This window comes from Citrobacter sp. RHBSTW-00524 (genome assembly GCF_013747755.1).
Classification (GTDB): domain Bacteria; phylum Pseudomonadota; class Gammaproteobacteria; order Enterobacterales; family Enterobacteriaceae; genus Citrobacter; species Citrobacter braakii.
This window is the reverse complement of sequence record NZ_CP056421.1, coordinates 1,056,235-1,080,442: the sequence shown is the minus strand read 5'-3', so window position 1 is coordinate 1,080,442 and position 24,208 is coordinate 1,056,235. Positions and strand designations below refer to the sequence as shown.

Annotated in this window: 18 protein-coding genes; 5 read left to right on the top strand and 13 right to left on the bottom strand. The window is 52.4% G+C overall.

What is annotated here, in order from left to right:
- The first annotated feature begins 180 nt into the window (after positions 1-180).
- Complete coding sequence (locus HV229_RS05225; protein WP_181547011.1) at positions 181-816, top strand: LuxR family transcriptional regulator; 636 nt, start codon at positions 181-183, stop codon at positions 814-816.
- A 47-nt stretch (positions 817-863) separates the two neighbouring features.
- Here the strand turns inward: HV229_RS05225 and eno are convergent, their stop codons facing one another.
- The 5 genes from eno to rlmD all read right to left on the bottom strand — a co-directional run bounded on the left by eno (position 864) and on the right by rlmD (position 8,668).
- Positions 864-2,162 carry a phosphopyruvate hydratase gene (gene eno, locus HV229_RS05220; protein ID WP_003034129.1) on the bottom strand — a complete coding sequence of 433 codons (1,299 nt, stop codon included), beginning with the start codon at positions 2,160-2,162 and terminating at the stop codon, positions 864-866.
- Positions 2,163-2,249: 87 nt separating this feature from the next.
- A complete protein-coding gene (pyrG, locus tag HV229_RS05215) occupies positions 2,250-3,887 on the bottom strand; it encodes a CTP synthase (glutamine hydrolyzing) (protein ID WP_016154233.1) in 1,638 nt (545 codons plus the stop codon).
- Between the two features lie 225 nt (positions 3,888-4,112).
- Entirely contained in the window at positions 4,113-4,904 is a 792-nt protein-coding gene (gene mazG / locus HV229_RS05210; RefSeq protein ID WP_016154234.1) for a nucleoside triphosphate pyrophosphohydrolase, read from the bottom strand.
- Between the two features lie 130 nt (positions 4,905-5,034).
- Positions 5,035-7,269, bottom strand: a complete 2,235-nt coding sequence (gene relA, locus HV229_RS05205) for a GTP diphosphokinase (protein ID WP_016154235.1) — start codon at positions 7,267-7,269, stop codon at positions 5,035-5,037.
- Positions 7,270-7,369: 100 nt separating this feature from the next.
- Complete coding sequence (gene rlmD / locus HV229_RS05200) at positions 7,370-8,668, bottom strand: 23S rRNA (uracil(1939)-C(5))-methyltransferase RlmD (protein ID WP_065554335.1); 1,299 nt, start codon at positions 8,666-8,668, stop codon at positions 7,370-7,372.
- Positions 8,669-8,725: 57 nt separating this feature from the next.
- Here rlmD and barA point away from each other — a divergent pair, with 57 nt between their 5' ends.
- Positions 8,726-11,473: a two-component sensor histidine kinase BarA gene (barA, locus tag HV229_RS05195; protein ID WP_047357900.1), complete on the top strand. Its 2,748-nt coding sequence runs from the start codon at positions 8,726-8,728 to the stop codon at positions 11,471-11,473.
- A 59-nt stretch (positions 11,474-11,532) separates the two neighbouring features.
- Here the strand turns inward: barA and HV229_RS05190 are convergent, their stop codons facing one another.
- The 8 genes from HV229_RS05190 to syd all read right to left on the bottom strand — a co-directional run bounded on the left by HV229_RS05190 (position 11,533) and on the right by syd (position 19,936).
- Positions 11,533-12,675, bottom strand: a complete 1,143-nt coding sequence (locus tag HV229_RS05190; RefSeq protein WP_016154238.1) for a glycerate kinase — start codon at positions 12,673-12,675, stop codon at positions 11,533-11,535.
- A gap of 81 nt (positions 12,676-12,756) precedes the next feature.
- A complete protein-coding gene (gene gudD, locus HV229_RS05185; RefSeq protein ID WP_103284169.1) occupies positions 12,757-14,097 on the bottom strand; it encodes a glucarate dehydratase in 1,341 nt (446 codons plus the stop codon).
- A 20-nt stretch (positions 14,098-14,117) separates the two neighbouring features.
- Positions 14,118-15,458, bottom strand: coding sequence for an enolase C-terminal domain-like protein (locus HV229_RS05180; RefSeq protein WP_029139643.1), 1,341 nt, complete (start codon positions 15,456-15,458; stop codon positions 14,118-14,120).
- A 2-nt stretch (positions 15,459-15,460) separates the two neighbouring features.
- On the bottom strand, positions 15,461-16,813 hold the full coding sequence (gene gudP / locus HV229_RS05175) for a galactarate/glucarate/glycerate transporter GudP (protein WP_016154241.1): 1,353 nt from the start codon (positions 16,811-16,813) through the stop codon (positions 15,461-15,463).
- A gap of 365 nt (positions 16,814-17,178) precedes the next feature.
- A complete protein-coding gene (locus tag HV229_RS05170; RefSeq protein WP_131405302.1) occupies positions 17,179-17,628 on the bottom strand; it encodes a flavodoxin in 450 nt (149 codons plus the stop codon).
- A 19-nt stretch (positions 17,629-17,647) separates the two neighbouring features.
- Positions 17,648-18,430 carry a tRNA pseudouridine(65) synthase TruC gene (gene truC / locus HV229_RS05165; protein ID WP_003825671.1) on the bottom strand — a complete coding sequence of 261 codons (783 nt, stop codon included), beginning with the start codon at positions 18,428-18,430 and terminating at the stop codon, positions 17,648-17,650.
- Positions 18,430-18,759 (bottom strand): YqcC family protein, encoded by a 330-nt coding sequence (locus tag HV229_RS05160; RefSeq protein WP_065554333.1) that lies wholly within the window; start codon positions 18,757-18,759, stop codon positions 18,430-18,432. The genes truC and HV229_RS05160 overlap by 1 nt, the downstream gene beginning before the upstream one ends.
- A gap of 631 nt (positions 18,760-19,390) precedes the next feature.
- Positions 19,391-19,936, bottom strand: coding sequence for a SecY-interacting protein (gene syd / locus HV229_RS05155; protein WP_016157357.1), 546 nt, complete (start codon positions 19,934-19,936; stop codon positions 19,391-19,393).
- A 68-nt stretch (positions 19,937-20,004) separates the two neighbouring features.
- Between syd and queF the strand changes: the two genes are divergently transcribed.
- The 3 genes from queF (at position 20,005) to HV229_RS05140 (ending at position 24,183) form a co-directional block, all read left to right on the top strand.
- Positions 20,005-20,853 (top strand): NADPH-dependent 7-cyano-7-deazaguanine reductase QueF, encoded by an 849-nt coding sequence (queF, locus tag HV229_RS05150; RefSeq protein ID WP_016154246.1) that lies wholly within the window; start codon positions 20,005-20,007, stop codon positions 20,851-20,853.
- Between the two features lie 113 nt (positions 20,854-20,966).
- A complete protein-coding gene (ppnN, locus tag HV229_RS05145) occupies positions 20,967-22,331 on the top strand; it encodes a nucleotide 5'-monophosphate nucleosidase PpnN (protein WP_003840366.1) in 1,365 nt (454 codons plus the stop codon).
- A 562-nt stretch (positions 22,332-22,893) separates the two neighbouring features.
- Positions 22,894-24,183 carry an HAAAP family serine/threonine permease gene (locus HV229_RS05140; protein ID WP_016154247.1) on the top strand — a complete coding sequence of 430 codons (1,290 nt, stop codon included), beginning with the start codon at positions 22,894-22,896 and terminating at the stop codon, positions 24,181-24,183.
- The last annotated feature ends 25 nt before the right edge of the window (positions 24,184-24,208 follow it).

Genomic DNA, 24,208 nt, shown 5'->3' with positions numbered 1-24,208 from the left:
TGGTGCAACAAATGAATTATTCTATTCTGGCACTTTGTCCCCTGTGTCCAGCGACCTTTTTACTGGCTGGTATCTGCCCCCTTCCCAATACGTTTAATTCTTTGGTACAAATGAATTTTAATTAATAAAAAATACCCTTATTATTAATAAATGCCTCTGCTGGCTTCTGGTATATTAAATATGAAAATACTTATACAGGACCCTTACGAATTTTATTGCGATGGATTGAAACATTTTTTTATAGAGATATTCTTTGGAAGAACCGCCAATAACATTATTTTTTTAACATCTTACTCCCAACAAAACTTTGATAAGGCAGATATCGTCGTTATTTCTCTGGCTCCGGGAGAGCATCTCATGTGTTTTCCTGAACTGCAGAACAGGACAACAGGCATTATTATTGGCTTAACCGATGAGGTGGTTGCCTCCCCCTCCGATCTACCCTTTTGCATTGCCAGGATCATTTTTATTCACCGACAGGACTCACTGTTGACAGTCAAAGAGAAAGTATTAACCGCCTGGCGGGAGTCAAGAAAAAAGCAAATACAGCCAGGGAAAACATTATGTTTTCATTGTCCACATAAAGTCCTGACCAGACAGCAAAGGCGCATTATGTCCTTTATCTGTCAGGGCATAACGACATCTGAGATTGCCCGCAACATGTCAATCTCAGAGAAAACGCTCTATGTGCATAAATACATCATCCGCAAAAAGTTTAACCTGCGAACGAATCATGCGCTATTTTGCTTCCTTCAGAAACTTGCCGGTAAAAACAGCCAGCAGATTTATCTGCGTCAAATTCCGCTGAACGTATAAAAAAACCCGCCGCAGCGGGTTTTTACGTTAAGAGTTAAAGAACAGGATTACGCCTGACCTTTGATCTCTTTACGACCGTTGTACGGCGCTTGTTCACCCAGAGCTTCTTCGATACGAATCAGCTGGTTGTACTTAGCAACGCGGTCAGAACGGCTCATAGAACCGGTTTTGATCTGGCCTGCAGCGGTACCAACAGCCAGGTCAGCGATGGTAGCGTCTTCAGTTTCGCCAGAACGGTGAGAGATGACAGCGGTGTAGCCAGCGTCTTTCGCCATTTTGATCGCAGCCAGAGTTTCGGTCAGAGAACCGATCTGGTTGAATTTGATCAGGATGGAGTTAACGATGCCTTTTTCGATGCCTTCTTTCAGGATCTTGGTGTTGGTTACGAACAGATCGTCACCAACCAGCTGGATTTTGTCGCCCAGAACTTTAGTCTGGTATGCGAAACCGTCCCAGTCAGACTCGTCCAGACCATCTTCGATGGACACGATCGGGTACTGTTTGGTCAGTTCTTCCAGGAAGTGGGTGAATTCTTCGGAGGTGAATGCTTTGTTGCCTTCGCCAGCCAGAACGTATTTACCGTCTTTGTAGAATTCAGAAGCTGCACAGTCCATCGCCAGGGTGATGTCTTTGCCCAGCTCGTAGCCAGCTGCTTTAACCGCTTCAGCGATTACAGCCAGAGCTTCAGCGTTGGAACCCAGGTTCGGCGCGTAGCCGCCTTCGTCACCCACTGCAGTGTTCATACCTTTAGCTTTCAGAACTTTAGCCAGGTTATGGAACACTTCAGAACCCATACGTACGGCTTCTTTCAGGGTTTTAGCGCCAACCGGCTGAATCATGAACTCCTGGATGTCAACGTTGTTGTCAGCGTGCTCACCACCGTTGATGATGTTCATCATCGGAACCGGCATGGAGTATTTGCCCGGAGTACCGTTCAGTTCAGCGATGTGTGCATACAGCGGCAGGCCTTTAGCAGCAGCTGCTGCTTTGGCGTTCGCCAGGGACACAGCCAGGATGGCGTTTGCACCGAAGTTGGATTTGTTTTCAGTACCGTCCAGATCGATCATGATCTTGTCGATGCCAGCCTGATCTTTAGCATCTTTACCCAGCAGAGCCTGAGCAATTGGGCCGTTAACAGCTGCAACAGCTTTCAGTACGCCTTTACCCATGAAACGGGATTTGTCGCCGTCGCGCAGTTCCAGTGCTTCGCGGGAACCAGTAGAAGCACCTGACGGAGCTGCTGCCATACCAACGAAACCACCTTCCAGGTGTACTTCGGCTTCAACAGTCGGGTTACCACGGGAGTCGATGATTTCACGACCGATGATTTTAACGATTTTGGACATTAGATTTTCCTCAGTACAAGTTAAACTAAAACTCCAGACAAACAATGCACCCGGATGGGTGCATTGCCGTTCTAACTTTTTTACTTCTTACTTCGCCTGACGCTTCTGATGTTCACTGGCGGCTTTCACAAAGCCGGCAAACAGCGGGTGCCCATCACGTGGCGTGGAAGTAAATTCCGGGTGGAACTGACAGGCCACGAACCACGGATGATTCGGTACCTCAATGATCTCGACCAACTGATCATCACCGGAACGGCCTGCAATACGCAGACCCGCAGCTTCAATCTGTTTCAACAGCATATTGTTGACTTCGTAACGGTGGCGATGGCGTTCAACAATTGTCGGCGCGCCGTACAGCTGACGAACCAGGCTATCGTCGCTCAACTGACACTGCTGGGCGCCAAGGCGCATTGTGCCGCCCAGATCGCTCTTCTCGGTACGGACTTCAACGTTGCCGTCTTCATCGCGCCATTCGGTAATCAGGGCCACCACCGGGTACTTACAGTCTGGCACAAATTCCGTGGAGTTGGCGTTATCCATACCCACTACGTTACGTGCAAACTCAATCAACGCAACCTGCATACCCAGGCAAATACCCAGATAAGGAACATTGTTTTCACGCGCAAAGCGCGCTGTCGCGATCTTACCTTCAACACCACGGTAGCCGAAGCCGCCAGGGATCAGGATTGCATCAAGACCTTTCAGGATCTCAACGCCGCGCGTTTCGACATCTTGCGAATCGATCAGCTTAATGTTGACGGTGACACGATTCTTCAGACCACCGTGCTTCAATGCTTCGATAACTGACTTATAGGCATCCGGCAGTTCAATATACTTGCCAACCATACCGATAGTCACTTCGCCTGCCGGATTCGCTTCTTCGTAGATAACCTGTTCCCATTCAGACAGATTAGCTTCCGGACAGTTCAAGCTGAATCGTTTACAAATATAATCGTCAAGGCCCTGGGATTTCAACAGGCCTGGAATTTTATAGATGGAATCGACATCTTTCATTGAAATAACGGCTTTTTCTGGCACGTTACAGAACAATGCAATTTTTGCACGTTCGTTGGCCGGAACCGCGCGATCGGAACGACAGATCAGAATGTCAGGCTGAATACCGATAGACAGCAACTCTTTTACCGAGTGCTGAGTCGGTTTAGTTTTGACTTCACCGGCAGCGGCCAGGTAAGGAACCAGAGTCAGGTGCATGAACAGCGCGTGTTCACGACCGATATCTACCGCTAATTGGCGAATCGCTTCCAGGAATGGCAGGGATTCGATATCACCGACCGTACCGCCGATTTCAACCAGAACGACGTCATGACCTTCGCCACCGGCAAGGACACGCTCTTTAATCGCGTTGGTGATGTGCGGGATAACCTGTACGGTTGCCCCCAGATAGTCGCCACGGCGCTCTTTGCGCAGGACATCGGAGTAAATTCGACCGGTAGTGAAGTTATTGCGGCGAGTCATTTTGGTACGAATGAAACGCTCATAGTGACCCAGGTCCAGGTCGGTTTCAGCGCCGTCTTCAGTAACGAACACTTCCCCGTGTTGGATTGGACTCATAGTACCTGGATCGACGTTGATATACGGATCCAGTTTCATCATGGTCACGTTGAGGCCACGAGCCTCAAGAATGGCTGCCAGGGAGGCTGCGGCAATGCCTTTACCCAGAGAGGATACGACCCCGCCGGTCACAAAAATATAGTTCGTTGTCATGCTGGACCTGAGAAGTTAGGGTGAAACGATGGAATTACCAAGACGGGAAAGTAGTATACCCGAACATGACGAGCGCCACAAACTTTCATTATTCCTCCTCTTCACCAGGCTCACATAAACATCGGGATGTGAGAAAATAGCCCCTTTGGGGTAAATGTTTTTGACGTAAATCAAGCGCTTGTTATTTAAAAAATCACACAAATCGCCCTTGACCGACGAAATCCCTTAGAGATCAATTTCCTGCCGTTTTACCTGTTGCCAGACTTCTTCCATAGTTTCCAGATCAACACCAGTCATTTCCAGACCCCGGGCCGCTACAATTCGCTCAACCTCACGAAAACGGCGCTCAAATTTCTCGTTCGCTTTTTGCAATGCGGTCTCTGCTTTAGTGCCTAAATGCCGAGCCATATTGACCGTCGCAAACAGCAGGTCGCCCATTTCCTCCTCCAGTTTAGCCTGGTCGACAACAGCCTGCTTCGCCTCAAACATGACTTCATCGATCTCTTCGTAAACCTTGTCGACAACCGGTCCTAATGTTTTCCAGTCGAAGCCAACATTAGAGCAGCGTTTCTGGATTTTTTGGGCGCGCATTAACGCCGGTAAGCTACGGGGAATATCGTCGAGTGCGGAATGCTGCGCCTTCTGGGCGCGTTCTTCGCTTTTGATTTGCTCCCAGCGGGTCAACACCTCAGTGCTGTTACTGGCAGAAACATCAGCAAAAACATGTGGGTGGCGACGCTCAAGCTTATCGCTGATAGCGGCGCAAATATCATTGAAATCGAAACGTCCTTCTTCCTGCGCCATCTGGGCGTAAAACACCACCTGGAACAGCAAGTCACCCAGCTCTCCACGCAGGTCGTCGAAGTCTTCCCGCGCAATTGCATCCAGCACTTCATAGGTTTCTTCGAGGGTGTAAGGGGCAATAGTGGCGAATGTCTGCTCTTTGTCCCAGGGACAACCGTTTTCCGGGTCGCGCAGGCGCTGCATAATACCGAGCAGTCGGTCGATTTGGTTCATTGGAATATCCTGAAATTTCAATACGCGAGGCCAGATAAGACGACAGCCGATATCCGGCAACATGGCAATGCCTGATGGCAACGCGAACGCGCCTCACCAGGCATGCAAACTTATCTGGCCTATAAAATAATTAATTACCGTGCAGACGACGTGCGTCGATCACATCCGGCACCTGGTTCAGCTTGCCAAGCACGCGCCCGAGCACCTGCAGGTTATAGATTTCGATGGTCATATCGATGGTAGCCAGTTGCTGTTTGGTATCACTCCGGCTGGCAACCCCCAGCACGTTCACCTTCTCGTTGGCAAGAATCGTGGTGATATCACGTAATAAGCCGCTGCGATCGTTAGCCTGGACGCGAACCACCAGCGAATATCCTGCCGAGTAGCTTTCGCCCCAAACCGCATCAACAATACGTTCCGGCGCATGGGAGCGCAGCTCGGTCAACTGTTCGCAATCCGCCCGGTGCACGGAAATACCGCGGCCCTGAGTGATAAACCCGACAATTTCATCGCCTGGAATCGGCTGGCAGCAGCGCGCGATGTGGTGCATCAGGTTACCCACCCCTTCCACCACCACGCGACCGTCGTCTTTACGGCGACTCTGCGGCGCCTGCGTTTTCTGCTGAAGCTGTTTCAGCGCGGCGGCATCCTGTTCGGCTGCGCTTGGCTTATTAAACTGCGCCTGCAGGAAGTTCACCATCTGGTTGAGGCGAATGTCCCCCCCACCAATCGCCGCCAGCAGCTCATCCAGCTCATTGAAGCTGTAGCGCGGCAGCAGGTGCTTTTCCGCTTCTTTCAGGCTAATGCCTAAATGCGCCAGCTCATCGTCGAGGATCTGGCGGCCAGCAAGGATGTTTTTGTCGCGGTCCTGTTTACGGAACCAGGCGTGGATCTTCGAACGCCCCCGACTGGTGGTTACATAGCCGAGGTTAGGGTTCAACCAGTCGCGGCTTGGGTTGGGCTGTTTCTGGGTGATAATTTCAATTTGATCGCCCATCTGCAGCTGGTAGGTAAACGGTACGATGCGCCCGCCAATTTTCGCGCCAATGCAACGGTGCCCCACATCACTGTGAATATGATAAGCAAAATCGAGCGGTGTGGAGCCCGCAGGTAAGTCCACAACGTCGCCTTTTGGCGTAAAGACGTACACTCGGTCATCAAAGACCTGGCTACGGACTTCATCCAGCATTTCGCCAGAGTCCGCCATCTCTTCCTGCCAGGCGATCAGCTTACGCAGCCATGCAATACGATCTTCATGACCAGAACGCGCCACGCCGGAAGCAGTGCCCTCTTTGTACTTCCAGTGTGCCGCAACGCCCAGTTCGGCATCTTCGTGCATCTGTTTCGTACGGATCTGAATTTCAATGGTTTTGCCGCCCGGTCCCAGCACAACCGTATGAATTGACTGATAGCCGTTGGGTTTCGGGTTAGCAACATAGTCATCGAATTCATCCGGCAGATGGCGATAGTGAGTATGCACTATCCCGAGCGCGGCATAGCAGTCCTGTAAACGCTCCGCCACGATACGCACCGCGCGCACGTCGAAAAGTTCATCGAAGGCCAGCTGCTTTTTCTGCATTTTGCGCCAGATGCTGTAGATGTGCTTCGGACGTCCGTACACTTCGGCTTTGACGCCTTCCGTTTTCATCTCTGAGCGCAAATGACCGACGAACTCATCAATGTAATGCTCGCGATCGATGCGACGTTCGTGCAGCAGCTTGGCAATACGTTTGTATTCAGCCGGGTGCAGGTAACGGAAGCAGTAATCTTCCAGTTCCCATTTTAATTGCCCGATACCCAAACGGTTGGCCAGCGGCGCATAGATATTGGTGCACTCTTTTGCCGCCAGAACGCGTTCATCTTCTGGAGCGTCCTTCACTTCACGCAGATGTGCAATCCGCTCCGCCAGCTTGATGACCACACAGCGGAAATCATCCACCATAGCCAGCAGCATGCGGCGAACGTTATCGACCTGTTCGGAAGAGACTGAATCGGTATGAGTGGCCTTAAGCTGGCGTATTGCCGCCATATCCCGCACGCCGTGGATAAGATGAACAATGGATTTGCCCACGCTCTCGCGCAGGATGTCTTCACTGACCACGTTGGCATCTGCCAGAGGGAACAGCATTGCTGCGCGCAGCGTGTCGATATCCATGCTCAACATGGAGAGTATTTCTACCATCTCCACGCCACGCCACAGCAGCAGATCCGCATCCGGATGCCCCTGTGTCTGCTGCTGGCAGTACGCCCAGGTTTCGGCTAAGCGTTCACACGACTGCTGGCTGGAGATCCCCAGACTCGCGATCCATTTCTTTGGATCAAACTCACCAGCTTTATTTATATGTGCACTTCTTACCGCAACCATTGTCCTCTCCTTAAGGGGCCTGGCCTGTCGAAGTCGACAAGCCATACCCATTGTCTTTCACGCTGCATTACCACCCGAAATCCAATGGGTACAAAATTTATTACATACGCTCAAACAGGACCATTGATTCCAGGTGTCCAGTGTGCGGGAACATATCAAGCATCGCCAGTCGCCGTATGGCATATCCCGCGTTGAGCAAAGCGTCGCTGTCACGAGCCAGCGTTGCCGGGTTACAGGATACATAAACAACGCGTATAGGTTCTAATTTTATAATATGTTGCATCACACCTGCAGCCCCCGCACGCGCAGGATCGAGCAATACTTTGTCGAATCCGTTTTTCGCCCACGGCTGCCGGGTAACATCTTCCTCAAGGTTTTCATGAAAGAATGTCACATTGTGTAATCCGTTATTCAGCGCGTTTTCCCGGCCTTTTTCCACCAGCGCCGGTACCCCTTCCACCCCCACCACGTTTGCAGCCCGGGTTGCCAACGGCAGGGTAAAATTACCCATTCCACAGAACAGATCGAGTACGCGATCTTCAGGTTGCACATCAAGCCATTCGAGCGCACGGGCCACCATTTGTTGGTTTACCCCTTCATTGACCTGAATAAAATCACGCGGGCTGAAGGTTAACCGTAGTCCATTTGAGTCATACCAGGGCGACTCTTCTGATATTGATTCCAGTATCTCGCTTTGCGGGGCCAGAAACAAAGACAGCCCCTGAGAATGCGAAAAGCATTCCAGTTTTTCTTTATCCTGAGCACTTAATGGCGCCGTGTGGCGCAAAATCATCAGGGTTCCGCTCCCCGCCTGCACCAACTCGACATGACCAAGATGGCGTAACCCTTGCAGACTTTCCAGACACGCCCGGATGTGGGGCAAGAGCGCTTCAAGCTGGGGCACCAAAATAGGGCATTGTTTAACATCGATAATGTCGCTGGATGCGGATTTGCGAAACCCCATCTGCAATTTTTGTTCTTTTGGCCGATAGTTCAGGCTCAACCTGGCGCGACGACGATAGCCCCACGGGGTATCAGCTATAACATCCGACACTTCACATTTCATTAAACGCGACAACGCCGCGCTTTTGCTACGCTGCTGCAACGAGATGCTGGCATGCTGCTGCTGGCAGCCGCCGCACACGCCAAAATGCGGGCAACGTGGCACTTCACGCTGCGGACTGTCGTTTAAACGTCGTTTTACTTGCGCGCGGGCGAACTGTTTTTTATCTTCGGTAATCACCACCTCGGCGCTTTCCTGAGGTAGCAATTCCGGTATAAACAACGCCTTTCCGTTATGGCGAGCAACGCCCTGGCCGAAAGGATCAAGGTCATTGACGGTAACGGTTATGATCTGACGCGTCGTCACGCGTCGTTTTGCAGAGTAGAATTGCGCCATCGACGAGATATATCTCTATTTAACAGTGTGACCTTAATTGTCCCATAACGGAACTCCATGACCAACTACAGCCTGCGCGCACGCATGATGATTCTGATCCTGGCCCCGACCGTCCTGATTGGTTTGCTGCTCAGTATCTTTTTTGTTGTGCATCGCTATAACGACTTGCAGCGTCAACTGGAAGATGCTGGCGCCAGCATCATTGAGCCACTCGCGGTCTCCAGCGAATATGGCATGAATCTGCAAAACAGAGAATCCATCGGCCAACTTATCAGCGTGCTGCATCGTCGCCATTCCGATATCGTGCGGGCAATTTCTGTCTATGACGAGAATAACCGGCTGTTTGTCACATCCAATTTTCATCTCGATCCGTCTGAAATGCAGCTGGCAACCGGTTCACCATTTCCCCGAAAGCTGAGCGTCACCCGGCTCGGGGATATCATGATCCTGCGAACGCCAATTATATCGGAAAGCTATTCGCCGGATGAATCTGCCGTCAGCGACGCCAAAAATACGGAAAATATGCTGGGGTATGTGGCGCTTGAACTGGACCTTAAGTCAGTAAGATTGCAGCAGTATAAAGAGATCTTTATCTCCAGCGTAATGATGCTGTTTTGTATCGGTATTGCGTTAATTTTTGGCTGGCGTCTGATGCGCGACGTGACTGGCCCGATTCGCAATATGGTGAATACCGTTGACCGAATACGTAGAGGCCAGCTCGACAGCCGCGTCGAAGGTTTCATGTTGGGCGAGCTGGATATGCTCAAAAATGGCATCAACTCGATGGCGATGTCACTTGCGGCCTACCATGAAGAGATGCAGCACAACATCGACCAGGCCACCTCTGACCTGCGCGAAACGTTGGAGCAGATGGAAATCCAGAACGTCGAACTGGATCTGGCGAAGAAACGCGCCCAGGAAGCGGCGCGTATTAAGTCTGAGTTTCTGGCTAACATGTCGCATGAGCTGCGTACGCCGCTGAATGGCGTGATTGGCTTCACCCGCCTGACGCTAAAAACCGAGCTCAACACGACGCAGCGCGATCACCTGAATACGATTGAACGCTCGGCCAACAATCTGTTGGCCATCATCAATGATGTGCTCGACTTCTCCAAACTTGAGGCGGGCAAACTGATTCTGGAAAGCATCCCATTCCCGCTGCGTAGCACGCTGGATGACGTCGTCACGCTGTTAGCGCACTCATCCCATGATAAAGGGCTTGAGCTGACGCTAAATATTAAGAATGACGTGCCGGACAACGTCATCGGGGACCCGCTGCGCTTACAGCAGGTAATCACTAATCTGGTTGGCAATGCCATCAAATTTACCGAAGGCGGCAATATCGACATTCTGGTCGAGAAACGCGCCCTCAGTAACACGAAAGTGCAAATTGAAGTGCAAATCCGCGATACCGGAATTGGCATCCCTGAGCGCGATCAATCACGCCTGTTCCAGGCCTTCCGCCAGGCCGATGCCAGTATTTCCCGCCGCCACGGCGGGACCGGACTGGGTCTGGTCATTACGCAAAAGCTGGTCAATGAAATGGGCGGGGATATCTCCTTCCACAGCCAGCCGAACCGGGGCTCCACGTTCTGGTTCCATATCAGCCTCGATCTCAACCCTAACGTTCTCGTGGATCGCTCAACCACGCACTGTCTGGCCGGAAAGCGGCTGGCCTACGTTGAACCTAACGCCACAGCGGCGCAATGCACGTTAGATATCTTGAGTGAAACGCCGCTGGAGGTGATTTACAGCCCTTCATTCTCCGGGCTGCCGAAGGATCACTACGATATTCTGCTGCTTGGCATACCGGTCACTTTACGCGAACCGCTCACCATGCAGCATGAGCGGCTGGCAAGCGCAGCGGCGATGACCGACTTTTTGTTACTGGCTCTGCCTTGCCATGCGCAGATTAACGCCGAGAAATTAAAGCAGGGCGGCGCGGCGGCGTGCCTGTTGAAACCTCTTACCTCAACCCGCTTACTGCCAGCGTTGACAGAGTATTGTCAACTGAACCACAGCGCGGCTCCGCTACTGTTAGACGAGAGCAAAATTGCGATGACCGTCATGGCGGTGGACGACAACCCGGCGAACCTCAAGCTGATTGGCGCACTGCTGGAAGATAAAGTGCAGCACGTCGTGCTCTGCGACAGCGGACATCAGGCAGTGGATCGCGCCAAACAGATGCAGTTTGATCTCATCCTGATGGATATTCAGATGCCAGACATGGACGGTATTCGCGCCTGCGAACTGATCCACCAGCTTCCTCATCAACAACAGACGCCGGTCATTGCGGTCACCGCGCATGCCATGGCCGGGCAAAAAGAGAAGCTGCTCAGCGCCGGGATGAACGATTACCTGGCGAAGCCTATCGAAGAAGATAAGCTGCATAATCTGCTGTTACGCTACAAACCCGGCGCGAGCTCATCGCTGAGGGCGCTCGCTGTTGAACCGGTCGTCAATCCGAATACCACACTCGACTGGCAACTGGCGTTAAGGCAAGCCGCCGGTAAAAACGATCTGGCGCGGGATATGCTGCAAATGCTGCTCGATTTTCTACCCGAAGTGCGTAACAAAATTGAAGAACAGCTGGTAGGTGAAAACCCTGAAGGACTGGTGGATATGATCCATAAACTGCATGGCAGTTGCGGTTATAGCGGCGTTCCCCGCATGAAAAACCTGTGTCAGCTGATTGAGCAGCAATTACGTAGCGGGAGCAAAGAAGAAGAGCTGGAGCCTGAGTTTTTAGAGCTTCTGGATGAAATGGATAACGTTGCGCGCGAAGCGAAGAAGTTGTTAGGGTAAAGATCTGATTGCCGGATGACGACGCTCACGCGTCTTATCCGGCTTTCATGCCACATCATTCAACGTAATTGCTGACCCGCTTTCAGGGTCGCGGCCACGTTTCGCGCCGTCATTCGCACGTTCTCACTCGCGTTCTTCAGCGCCTCATCCAGTGTGCAAACGGTATAGATAACGCTAAAAACCGCATCCAGCCCATGCTCATGTACAACACCGACATCAGCCGTCAGGCTGCCAGCAATGCCGATAACCGGTTTGTTGTAACGCTTTGCCACCTTCGCCACGCCAACCGGAACCTTACCGTGAATGGTCTGGCTGTCGATACGTCCTTCACCCGTAACCACTAAATCCGCATCCGCAACGCAGTCGTCGAGGTGTAACGCATCCGTCACGACCTCAATACCGCAGCGTAACTGCGCACCGCAAAACGCATACAGTGCCGCCCCCATACCACCAGCCGCGCCACCACCCGCCAGTTCCAGCACGTTGACGTCCAGATCGCGGGCAATGAGTTGCGCATAATGCGTGAGCGCCCGATCAAGACGAAGAATCATCTCCGGCGTCGCCCCCTTTTGCGGACCGAAGACCGCAGAGGCCCCCTCTTCACCGGTCAACGGATTAGTCACATCGCAGGCCACTTCAATACGGCACGCGGCAAGACGCGGGTCTAGCTGAGAAATATCAATCCGGGCGAGTGATTCAAGGCCAGTCCCGCCATGAGCAATATCGTTATTTTGCGCATCCAGTAATTTTGCTCCCAGCGCTTGCACCATCCCGGCACCGCCATCATTGGTGGCGCTGCCGCCAATCCCGATAATGATATGTTCAACGCCCGCATCCAGCGCATGACGGATTAGCTCCCCGGTTCCCCAGGAGGTCGTTTTCAGCGGATCGCGTAAACCTGCGGGAACCTGCTCCAGTCCGCTGGCGGCCGCCATTTCGATAAACGCCGAACGCTCATCCCCGGATAAACCATAAAATGCCTGAATCGTTTTACCCAGAGGGCCGGTAACATCAACATGCACAAGGTGGCCTTGCGTTGCGGCAACCATCGCTTCGACCGTTCCCTCACCGCCATCCGCGACCGGGATCTTCACGTAATTCGCCTCAGGCCAGATCTCACGAAATCCCAGCTCAATAGCCGTTGCCACTTCAAGCGCACTCAAACTTTCCTTATAGGAATCCGGTGCGATTACTATTTTCATAAAGCATCCTTACGCATGTTGACTGTGTTAAGCATACACCAGGAGAAAAACCGCCCCTTTGTGGGAGCGGTCCCAGTTCGCTTAGCGTACCATGCACGGACGCTTATTATCAAACGTCCAGTTCGGGATCAGATACTGCATTCCCATGGCATCATCGCGCGCTCCCAGTCCATGTTGCTGATACAGCTCGTGAGCTTTCATAACCTGATCCATATCCAGCTCCACGCCCAGACCCGGCTTCGCCGGTACCTGCACCATGCCGCCTTTGATCTCAAACGGCTCTTTGGTCAGGCGTTGATTGCCTTCCTGCCAGATCCAGTGGGTATCGATAGCGGTAATTTTGCCCGGCGCCGCCGCCGCAACATGAGTAAACATCGCCAGCGAAATATCAAAGTGGTTGTTAGAGTGCGAGCCCCAGGTCAGCCCAAACTCATGACACATCTGCGCAACGCGGACAGAACCCTGCATAGTCCAGAAGTGCGGATCCGCCAGCGGGATATCCACGGACTGCAACGACAGCGTATGTCCCATCTGACGCCAGTCGGTGGCGATCATGTTGGTGGCGGTCGGCAAACCGGTAGCACGACGGAATTCCGCCATGACTTCACGGCCTGAGAACCCCTGCTCGGCACCGCACGGATCTTCCGCATAAGCCAGCGATCCTTTCAGGTACTTACCAATTTTAATCGCTTCATTCAGCGACCAAGCGCCATTGGGATCGAGCGTGACGCGTGCCTGTGGAAAGCGTTTCGCCAGCGCCACAATAGATTCCGCTTCTTCTTCCCCGGCCAACACCCCGCCTTTCAGTTTGAAATCGTTGAAACCATATTTCTCATATGCCGCTTCCGCCAGGCGTACCACCGCATCCGGGGTCATCGCCTCTTCATGACGCAGGCGATACCAGTCGCATTTCTCATCCGGCTGGCTCTGATACGGCAGCGGCGTCGCGTTACGGTTACCGACGAAGAACAGGTAACCCAGCATTTCAACTTCGCTACGCTGCTGACCGTCGCCCAGCAGAGATGCGACGTTAACGCCCAGATGCTGACCCAGCAGATCCAACATGGCCGCTTCGATCCCGGTAACCACATGAATAGTGGTACGTAAATCGAAGGTCTGCAAACCACGGCCACCGGCATCACGCTCGGCAAAGGTATTGCGGACCGCATTCAGTACGTTTTTGTATTCACCTAACGTTTTGCCCACCACCAGCGGAATGGCATCTTCCAGGGTCTGACGAATTTTTTCGCCGCCGGGAATCTCACCCACGCCGGTATGACCGGAGTTATCTTTGATAATCACAATATTACGCGTGAAGAACGGAGCATGTGCGCCGCTCAGATTCATCAGCATGCTGTCATGGCCCGCAACCGGGATCACCTGCATCGCGGTTACGACTGGGGTAGTAAATTGTGCGCTCATAATTAAGTCCTTATTCAAAATTAGTGGCGGCCGAAAACGGGACGTTTACGGTCAAAAGTCCATCCAGGGATCAGATACTGCATCGGGCCTGCGTCATTACGCGCGCCGCCGGGCAGCGCCTTATAGGCTTCATGCGCTTTCTGTACCTGATCCCAGTCCAGTTCCACGCCCAGGCCGGGCGCGTCGGGTACCGCAATTTTTCCGTGTTTAATCTCCAGCGGATTTTTGGTCAGGCGGCAATCGCCCTCCTGCCAGATCCAGTGGGTGTCGATCGCCGTTGGGTTGCCCGGCGCAGCGGCACCGACGTGGGTGAACATCGCCAGGGAAATATCAAAATGATTGTTAGAGTGGCAGCCCCAGGTCAGTCCCCAGTCATCGCATAGCTGTGCCACACGCACCGCGCCGGAAAGGGTCCAGAAGTGCGGATCGGCCAGTGGAATATCTACCGAGTTGAGCATCACCGCATGGCCCATCTCACGCCAGTTGGTGGCTATCATATTCGTTGCTACCGGCAGACCGGTTGCACGGCGGAACTCGGCCATCACTTCGCGGCCAGAAAAGCCCTGTTCTGCGCCGCACGGATCTTCGGCGTAAGTCAGAACATCGTTCAGCCCTTTACACAAGGAGATAGCTTCATCCAGCAGCCAGGCACCGTTAGGATCGACCGTAATACGCGCATCCGGGAAGCATTGTTTCAACGCGCGAGCGGTGTCGATTTCCTGCTCGCCAGGCAGCACACCGCCTTTGAGTTTGAAATCTTTAAAGCCGTAGCGATCCTGCGAAGCCTGAGCCAGACGTACCACCGCCTCACTGTTCATCGCCTGCTGGTGACGCAGGTGATACCACTCATGGTTGCCCGGCGTGCTATCGAGATACGGCAGATCGGTTTTGCTACGATCTCCCACGTAGAACAGATAGCCGAGCACGGTGACCGCATCGCGCTGCTTGCCAGGCCCTAACAGTTCGCAGACCGGCACGTTCAGCGCCTTGCCCAGCAGGTCGAGCAGTGCGGCTTCCAGCGCGGCCACCGCATTAACCCGCAGTTCAAAGGTCCAGGCACCTTTGCCAAAGGTGTCAAAATCAGCGGCCTGGTTGCCTTTATGCACCTGCTGAACCACCTTATTCAGGCGCGCGACTTCCTGACCCAACACTTGTGGAATCGCGTCCACCAGCGTCTGATAAATCACTTCACCGCCCGGCGCTTCACCGACGCCGGTATTTCCGGCGTTATCGGTGAGCACGACGATATTGCGGGTAAAGTATGCGTTATGCGCCCCGCCAATATTGAGCAGCATGCTGTCATGACCGGCCACCGGGATGACCTTCATATCGGTAATAATGGGACTCGATTGTGTTGTCATCATCATTGCCCTGCGACAGGTTTCAGTTCGATACGTTTAATATCACCCACCAGCACCAGATAGCTCACTACAGCAATCAGCGCATGCACCCCGACGTAAATCAACGCACCGTTAAACGAGCCAGTGGTACCTACGATGTAGCCGATAGCAATTGGCGTAACGATACCGGAGATGTTGCCAAACATATTGAACAGACCGCCGCTCAAACCGCTGATCTCTTTTGGCGCAGTATCGGCCATCACCGCCCATCCCAACGCACCGATACCTTTGCCGAAGAAGGCCAGCGCCATAAAGCCGATGATCATCCACTCCACGTTGACGTAGTTACAGAACACCATCACCATCGACAACAGCATACCCAGTACGATTGGCGTTTTACGGGCGATATTCAGCGAACCGGTACGGCGCATCAGCCAGTCGGAAATAATGCCGCCGAGCACGCCGCCTGCAAATCCGCAAATGGCCGGGACCGAGGCAACAAAACCAGCTTTCAAAATCGACATACCGCGTGCCTGTACCAGATAAACCGGGAACCAGGTGATAAAGAAGTAGGTCAGCGCGTTTATGCAGTATTGGCCGATATAAATACCGATCATCATCCGTGAGCCCAGCAGTTGCTTGATCTGCCCCCACTTCACGCTGAACGGCACTTTGGCTTTGGCTGCCGCCTGATCCATATTGATCAGCGCTCCGCCTTCGGCAATGTAGTCCAGCTCTTTTTGGTTTACGCCCGGATGCTGGTTCGGTTCATGAATCACCTTCAGCCAGATAAAGCTGATAACAATCCCGAGACCGCCCATAAAGAAGAACACATGCGACCAGCCCACTTCGTGGGTCAACCAGCCCATGATTGGCGCGAAGATCACGGTGGCAAAGTACTGCGCCGAGTTAAAAATAGCGACCGCCGTGCCCCTTTCCTGCGCCGGGAACCACGCCGCCACAATACGACTGTTGCCAGGGAAGGATGGCGCTTCGGCTAACCCCACGAGGAAGCGCAGGGTAAACAGCGCAACGATAATGCCGAAGCCGCTGAAGATATCGACGAAGCCCTGCAGCAGGGTAAACATGGACCAGATAAAAATGGACCAGAAGTAAACACGTTTTGAACCGAAGCGGTCGAGCAGCCAGCCGCCGGGGATCTGACCGATAACATAGGCCCATGAAAAAGCGGAGAATACATACCCCATCCCTACCGCATCCAGACCAATATCTTTGGCCATCTCCGAGCCGGCGATGGATAAGGTGGCGCGATCGCCGTAGTTGAAGGATGTGACGATAAACAGCATCACCACTATCCAGTAGCGAGCGTTAGTGCGTTTTTCCGCGCTGCTCGCCGCCTGACTTAATGAACTCATTGTTGCACTCCTGAATCTTGGCTTTCGCCAGTTCATTCTGTACAGCACCTGTAGGGTGATCAGAATGAGAGGTTAGTGTGTGGCAGTTTTGGTACAGCTCAGGGCCGTTTTATTCTGACTCGCTGCCTTTTCGGGAACTGACGGGAAAAGTATATGAAGGAGTGCCTCTTACCCTCACCGTGCAAAAACACAACATTGCGGGAGGTGAATGAGGTTGTTTATGGCATAAGCCTAAGGGAATGGAAGATGCTTCACGAAATTGGCGTTTGGTGGGCGTTTTGTTGCCGGGTAGCAACGCCTTACCCGGCCTACGATCCAAAAGAGAGTAACAGGCCCGTGCAAACAAAGCGCTGCCGGGCGCAAGGTTATTTAAGCAAGGTTCCCCAGTTTTCTACCCAGGGATTGGATTCGCTTTCCGGTTCAGGATGCTCGCTGGCGTCAATCAGCAGCATTTCCCCTACACGTTGGGCGCTTTGTTCCTGCAACAGTGCATCGAACTGCTTGCCGCCATTGCAGAAATTAACATAGCTACTGTCACCCAGCGCAATTACCCCGTAATGCAGATTTGGCTGGAAACCGAGATTATCTTTGATCCCCTGAAACAGCGGCGCGATGCTATCCGGCAGATCGCCCTGCCCGGTCGTTGAGGTCACCACCAGCACATATTTTTCCTGATATGCCTGCCAGTCGCTGAGCTCGGGATCTTCGAACACCGTGGCTTTATGGCCCTGCGCCGTCAAAATAGCTTCGGCCTCTTCGGCAACCAGCAACGCGTTTCCGTACATCGTGCCGACAAAAATTCCAATTTCCGCCATAACCGTAATCTCCTGGGACTTAAGAATCTATCTGCTCATCCTGACCTGACAGCCCGCTGAACTCAACCCTTTCATTCTCAGGGAGAAGTCCACGCCAGCCAAACTGTGATAGCGCCTGCATCCAGACATCATCCAGCCCGGCGCGAATAACCAGCGGTTCGCCGGTGAAAGGATGAGTCAGCGCAAGCTGGCTGGCATGAAGCATCAAACGCTGACAGCCAAAGTGCTCAGCGGCGCTGCGGTTTTGCCGCAAATCACCGTGCTTACTGTCACCGATAATCGGATGGCGTAAGTGCGCCAGATGGCGTCTGAGCTGGTGTTTTCGACCGGTTTTAGGATCCAGTTCCACCAATCCGTAACGGGTCGTCGGATAACGTCCGGTCGCTACCGGCATCTCAACCGTCGCCAAACCGCGATAATGGGTGACGGCAGGCTGCGGGCCTTTATCATCACGGGCAAATTTATCGGCGATCTTATCCAGTTCTTCGACCAGCGGGTAATCCAGCACGGCATCATCCATCAGCCAGCCACGCACAATCGCATGATAGCGTTTCTGAATTTGATGATGTTCAAATTGCTGTGACAGCAGCCGCCCGGCTTCGCTGGACAGCCCCATCAGCAGTACCCCGGAAGTCGGTCTGTCGAGTCGGTGGGCGGTAAAAACGTGCTGACCAATTTGGTCGCGTACCGTTTGCATCACCACCACTTTCTCATCCCGGTCGAGCCAACTGCGGTGAACCAACCAGCCCGAAGGTTTATTAACTGCGACCAGCCATTCGTCCTGATACAGAATCTCCAGCATCAGGCGTTATCACTTTTAAACAGTGCATCCAACTCCTGCAATGCAGTCAGCAGAATTTCGCGTTGCGGGTGATCGGCTGCCAACGCCATTTCGTAATACGGTGCGACGGCAAAAGCCTGCGGAAGCGGCTGAGCGTTATCAATCAGCGTATGCATGCGGGGAATCAATACCCATTGCAGCCACTCAACCGGCTCCATGGTATCCATACAAAAAGGCTGCGTGCTGGTAAACAGATGCTCTGCAGGCTCATCCAACCGCCAGTGATTATGTTCACGCAGTAGCGCTTCAAGCGCGTGTAACTGCTGGCGCACACGGTCATGAGTCGTCATGAAATTAACCTCAATGATGAAAAATCTGGCGCGAAGAATAGCACTAGTGAAGGGAAATAAAAAAAGGGAGCACTGTAAAAACAGTGCTCCCGGTTCGTTTCGCAGCGTTCCAGCTACTTTTAGTGCTCCCTGCTCATCCGTGACAACTTTTCCTGTGGTCTTGCGACCTTGTTCATCCTGAACTCGTGCATCCTGCTCACATCACCCCGATGTGAAAACTTCATCCTGAAGTGTCCTGGCCATCCTGACCCGCCGAACATCCTGACCGGCTCTCATTCTCCATCCTGGAGGTGTCCCTTAACGCATCCAGCGCTTTCCGCTTCGCTTCATCCTGAAGCCTGTCCTTGTAACACCGTCCTGGTGTGTCCTGCCGAAGAGCCATCATCCTGATGTTCTCTTCGTTGTGCGACTCCTTGTCGACAGATATAGAATCGCCTGTTTCGCCTTGTCTTACAAGATGCTTACAGACACTCCCTTAAGATTATTTTCGTATGAAAGTTGACAATAAAACATTAACTTCATGAATAATAAGGAATAATTATTTTATCCGTTCATTAAGTCTTTACTTATCACCTGGCAATGTCCTACAGGGTTTGTAAGAGATCTCTCACAAGGTTCAGGGCAATCTGGATTACAGAACTGGCTTAAGCTGAGTGAGAAATTCCGCAAGTGAGTCCGCCAGCACCGTTCGTTTACGGGTTCCCAGCGTTTCCTTGCACACTTCACCGGAGAGATTGCACACCGAAATGACGTCAAGCTCATTGTCCTGGGTGGCAATAAAAAGCGTAGGCGACAGCTTGAGGCGCTTTTGCGTAACCAGGTGACCAATCAGGTTTTCCTGAACGCGCCTAAAGTCGTCTTCGCTCCAGGTTTGCAGCAGCGTTAGCTTTTCATCCGCAAACTGCGCGTGCATGTCCCCGGCAAACTGGGTGGTGTAAAAAGCGTGAACGGCTGGTTGTATCACGATATCAAAGGCGCGTTCAACCGCATTGAGGTTTTTTTCGCCTACAAAAGGCTGAGGTTGCCAGAATACCGCATCGTCTGTGGAAGAAATGATGCACGGAGAAGGTACGCCATACAGCTCTTCGCTGAGGGGCCAGCTGTTGTTTTTTTCGTACCATGCGTCGCAATAACGTGTCGTAAAGGCTGTCAACGCCTGCGCTGTCAATTCGTCCACTGATTTCTCTCTTCACAAAAGCCAGGATACACTTGTCGCATAGTGTATCTGGTTTATGACGGTGAAACATGTCCTCTTATGAAAATCATCAGGCGCTTGACGGCCTGACTCTCGGTAAATCAACAGATTACCGTGACAATTACGATGCCAGCCTGCTGCAGGGCGTTCCACGCAGCCTGAACCGCGACCCGCTGGATTTACAGGCCGATAATCTGCCTTTTCACGGTGCCGATATCTGGACGCTATATGAACTGTCATGGCTGAATGCCAACGGTTTACCGCAGGTAGCGGTCGGTCATGTAGAACTGGATTATACCAGCGTAAATCTGATCGAATCGAAAAGCTTTAAGCTTTACCTGAACAGTTTTAACCAGACGCGTTTTGATTCCTGGGATGCGGTACGCCAGACGCTGGAAAACGATCTGCGCGCTTGTGCTCAGGGTGATGTCAGCGTAGCGCTGTACCGTCTTGACGAACTGGAAGGACAACCGATAGCCCACTTTAACGGCACCTGTATCGACAATCAGGATATCGTCATCGATAACTACCAGTTCAGCACAGAGTATCTGGAAAATGCCGTTGGCGGTGAAAAAGCGGTGGAAGAGACGCTGGTCAGCCATCTGCTGAAGTCTAACTGCTTGATCACCCACCAGCCGGACTGGGGCTCCATACAGATTCAGTATCGCGGACGAAAAATCGATCGCGAGAAGCTGCTGCGTTATTTGGTCTCCTTCCGTCACCATAATGAGTTTCACGAGCAGTGCGTGGAACGCATTTTCAATGACATTCTGCGCTTCTGCCAACCGGAGAAACTGAGCGTTTACGCGCGCTACACGCGACGTGGCGGCCTGGACATTAACCCATGGCGCACCAACACAGATTTCACCCCAGCAACGGGGCGTCTGGTACGTCAGTAATCTTTTTTCTCAATTTTGCGTGCCGGATTCCGCGCGCAAGGTTGTGAAAGGTCATAAGCCAGGGCTATTGTAATCAACAGGGAATGACGTGTTGCGTCCCATAAGGAGTTTACTTGATTACACATATTAGCCCGCTTGGCTCAATGGACATGTTGTCGCAGCTGGAAGTCGATATGCTTAAACGCACGGCCAGCAGCGACCTGTATCAACTGTTTCGTAACTGTTCGCTTGCCGTTCTGAACTCCGGCAGTTTGACCGACAACAGCAAAGAGCTGCTGTCACGCTTTGAAAGTTTCGACATTAACGTGCTGCGCCGCGAACGGGGCGTAAAGCTGGAACTGATCAACCCGCCTGAAGATGCGTTTGTTGATGGACGCATTATTCGCGCACTGCAGGCCAACCTGTTTGCTGTGCTGCGCGACATTCTGTTCGTCAATGGCCAGATCCATAACGCCGGTCGCTTTCAGCATCTGGATCTCGAAAGCTCGGTGCATATTACCAACCTGGTATTCTCGATCCTGCGCAATGCCCGGGCGCTACACGTGGGTGAAGCGCCGAACATGGTCGTCTGCTGGGGGGGTCACTCAATCAACGAAAACGAGTACCTGTACGCCCGTCGCGTTGGTACCCAGTTGGGCCTGCGCGAACTGAACATCTGTACCGGCTGTGGTCCGGGGGCGATGGAAGCGCCAATGAAAGGCGCTGCGGTCGGTCACGCCCAGCAACGATACAAAGACAGCCGCTTTATCGGTATGACCGAACCGTCAATCATTGCCGCTGAGCCGCCTAACCCGCTGGTTAACGAACTGATAATCATGCCGGACATTGAAAAACGTCTGGAAGCGTTCGTGCGTATCGCCCACGGTATAATCATCTTCCCAGGCGGCGTAGGGACAGCAGAAGAGCTGCTGTATCTGCTGGGGATCCTGATGAACCCAGCCAACAAAGATCAGGTTTTACCGCTGATCCTGACTGGACCAAAAGAGAGCGCCGATTACTTCCGCGTGCTGGACGAATTTATCGTGCACACACTGGGGGAAGATGCGCGTCGCCACTATCGCATTATCATAGACGATGCAGCAGAAGTGGCTCGTCTGATGAAAAAAGCGATGCCGCTGGTGAAAGAGAACCGCCGTGACACCGGTGATGCCTACAGCTTTAACTGGTCGATTCGTATTGCACCTGATTTGCAGATGCCGTTCGAGCCGTCCCATGAAAACATGGCTAACCTGAAGCTGTACCCGGATCAACCCGTGGAAGTACTGGCGGCAGACCTGCGCCGTGCGTTCTCGGGGATTGTAGCCGGTAACGTGAAGGAAGTCGGGATCCGCGCCATCGAAGAGTTTGGCCCGTACAAAATCCACGGTGACCGCGAAATGATGCGCCGCATGGACGATCTCCTGCAGGGCTTTGTTGCACAGCATCGTATGAAGTTACCTGGCTCCGCGTATATCCCTTGCTACGAGATTTGCGCCTAACCTCCAACAGCCGCCAGCAGACGCTATCGCGGTGACAGTTTTGTCCATATCAAAGCCGGGTTTGGCGCATCAGCCTCCCGGCTTTTTTTAGTGATACCAGTCACATAGCTCAGACGATCATATAAATACCGATGATGTTTCATTAAAAATAACGCGCTGCGCAAACGATTACCTTTAAAACCCAACCGTGATTTATCTTAGGAAATTATTATTATTCGCCAAAATCCTCTAAAAACAACAGTTTTTACAGCGTAACACTCGTATCTTCGCGCCTTCGCTTTCATGATATATGTCGTTAATGTTAGCCTTCGCGCCCGTAAATTCGCTTTGACTATTTTTTAACAGATTAATGGTCCAAATTTATCCACATAAAAGGTGGATTATTGCATTTGGGATCGCGATCACTGATACATTCATTACTAAAATGTATCTTTCCGCCCGCAAATTATTACGGCGAAAAATTATATAAAAAATCGCTCAACGAATTTCGATTTACAGTCGGGTATTTTCTCATTGGATTGACCCCAAACCCGACTTTTTAAGCTTCCTCCAGGAGAAATAGATGGAAAACACTCAAACCAGCACTATCGTTACGGGCCAGACCCGCAGCGCATGGCGCAAGACAGACACCATGTGGATGCTGGGCCTTTACGGCACGGCGATTGGCGCGGGTGTATTGTTCCTGCCGATTAACGCAGGCGTAGGCGGTATGATTCCGCTGATCATCATGGCGATCCTTGCTTTCCCAATGACCTTCTTTGCACACCGCGGCCTGACTCGCTTCGTGCTGTCCGGTAAAAATCCGGGTGAAGACATTACTGAAGTTGTAGAAGAACACTTTGGTGTAGGCGCAGGTAAACTGATTACCCTGCTCTACTTCTTCGCTATCTACCCAATTCTGTTGGTCTACAGCGTAGCAATCACCAACACCGTCGAAAGCTTCCTGACCCACCAGCTGGCAATTACGCCGCCGCCGCGCGCAATCCTGTCTCTGATCCTGATTGTCGGCATGATGACCATCGTGCGTTTCGGTGAGCAGATGATCGTGAAGGCGATGAGCATCCTGGTATTCCCGTTTGTTGCCGCCCTGATGCTGCTGGCGCTGTACCTGATCCCTCAGTGGAGCGGTGCCGTTCTGGAAACCCTGTCCTTTGACTCTGCAGCAACCACCGGCAACGGACTGCTGTTGACCCTGTGGCTGGCAATTCCGGTAATGGTGTTCTCCTTCAACCACTCACCAATCATCTCCTCCTTCGCCGTGGCGAAGCGTGAAGAATACGGTGATGAAGCTGAGAAGAAATGCTCTAAGATTCTGGCATTCGCTCACATCATGATGGTGCTGACCGTTATGTTCTTCGTCTTCAGCTGCGTATTTAGCCTGACCCCAGCGGATCTGGCTGCAGCGAAAGAGCAGAACATCTCTATCCTGTCTTACCTGGCAAACCACTTTAACGCGCCGATCATTGCCTGGATGGCACCGATCATCGCGATTATCGCTATCACCAAATCCTTCCTCGGCCACTACCTGGGCGCACGTGAAGGTTTCAACGGTATGGTGATTAAGTCTCTGCGCGGCAAAGGCAAAACCATCGAAATCAACAAACTGAACAAAATCACTGCGCTGTTTATGCTGGTAACCACCTGGATTGTGGCGACGCTGAACCCAAGTATCCTCGGTATGATTGAAACCCTGGGTGGCCCAATCATCGCGATGATTCTGTTCCTGATGCCGATGTATGCAATTCAGAAAGTACCGGCAATGCGTAAATACAGCGGCCATATCAGCAACGTCTTCGTTGTGATTATGGGCCTGATCGCTATCTCCGCTATTTTCTACTCTCTGTTCAGTTAATTCCCCTGCGCCGCTCCTCGGGGCG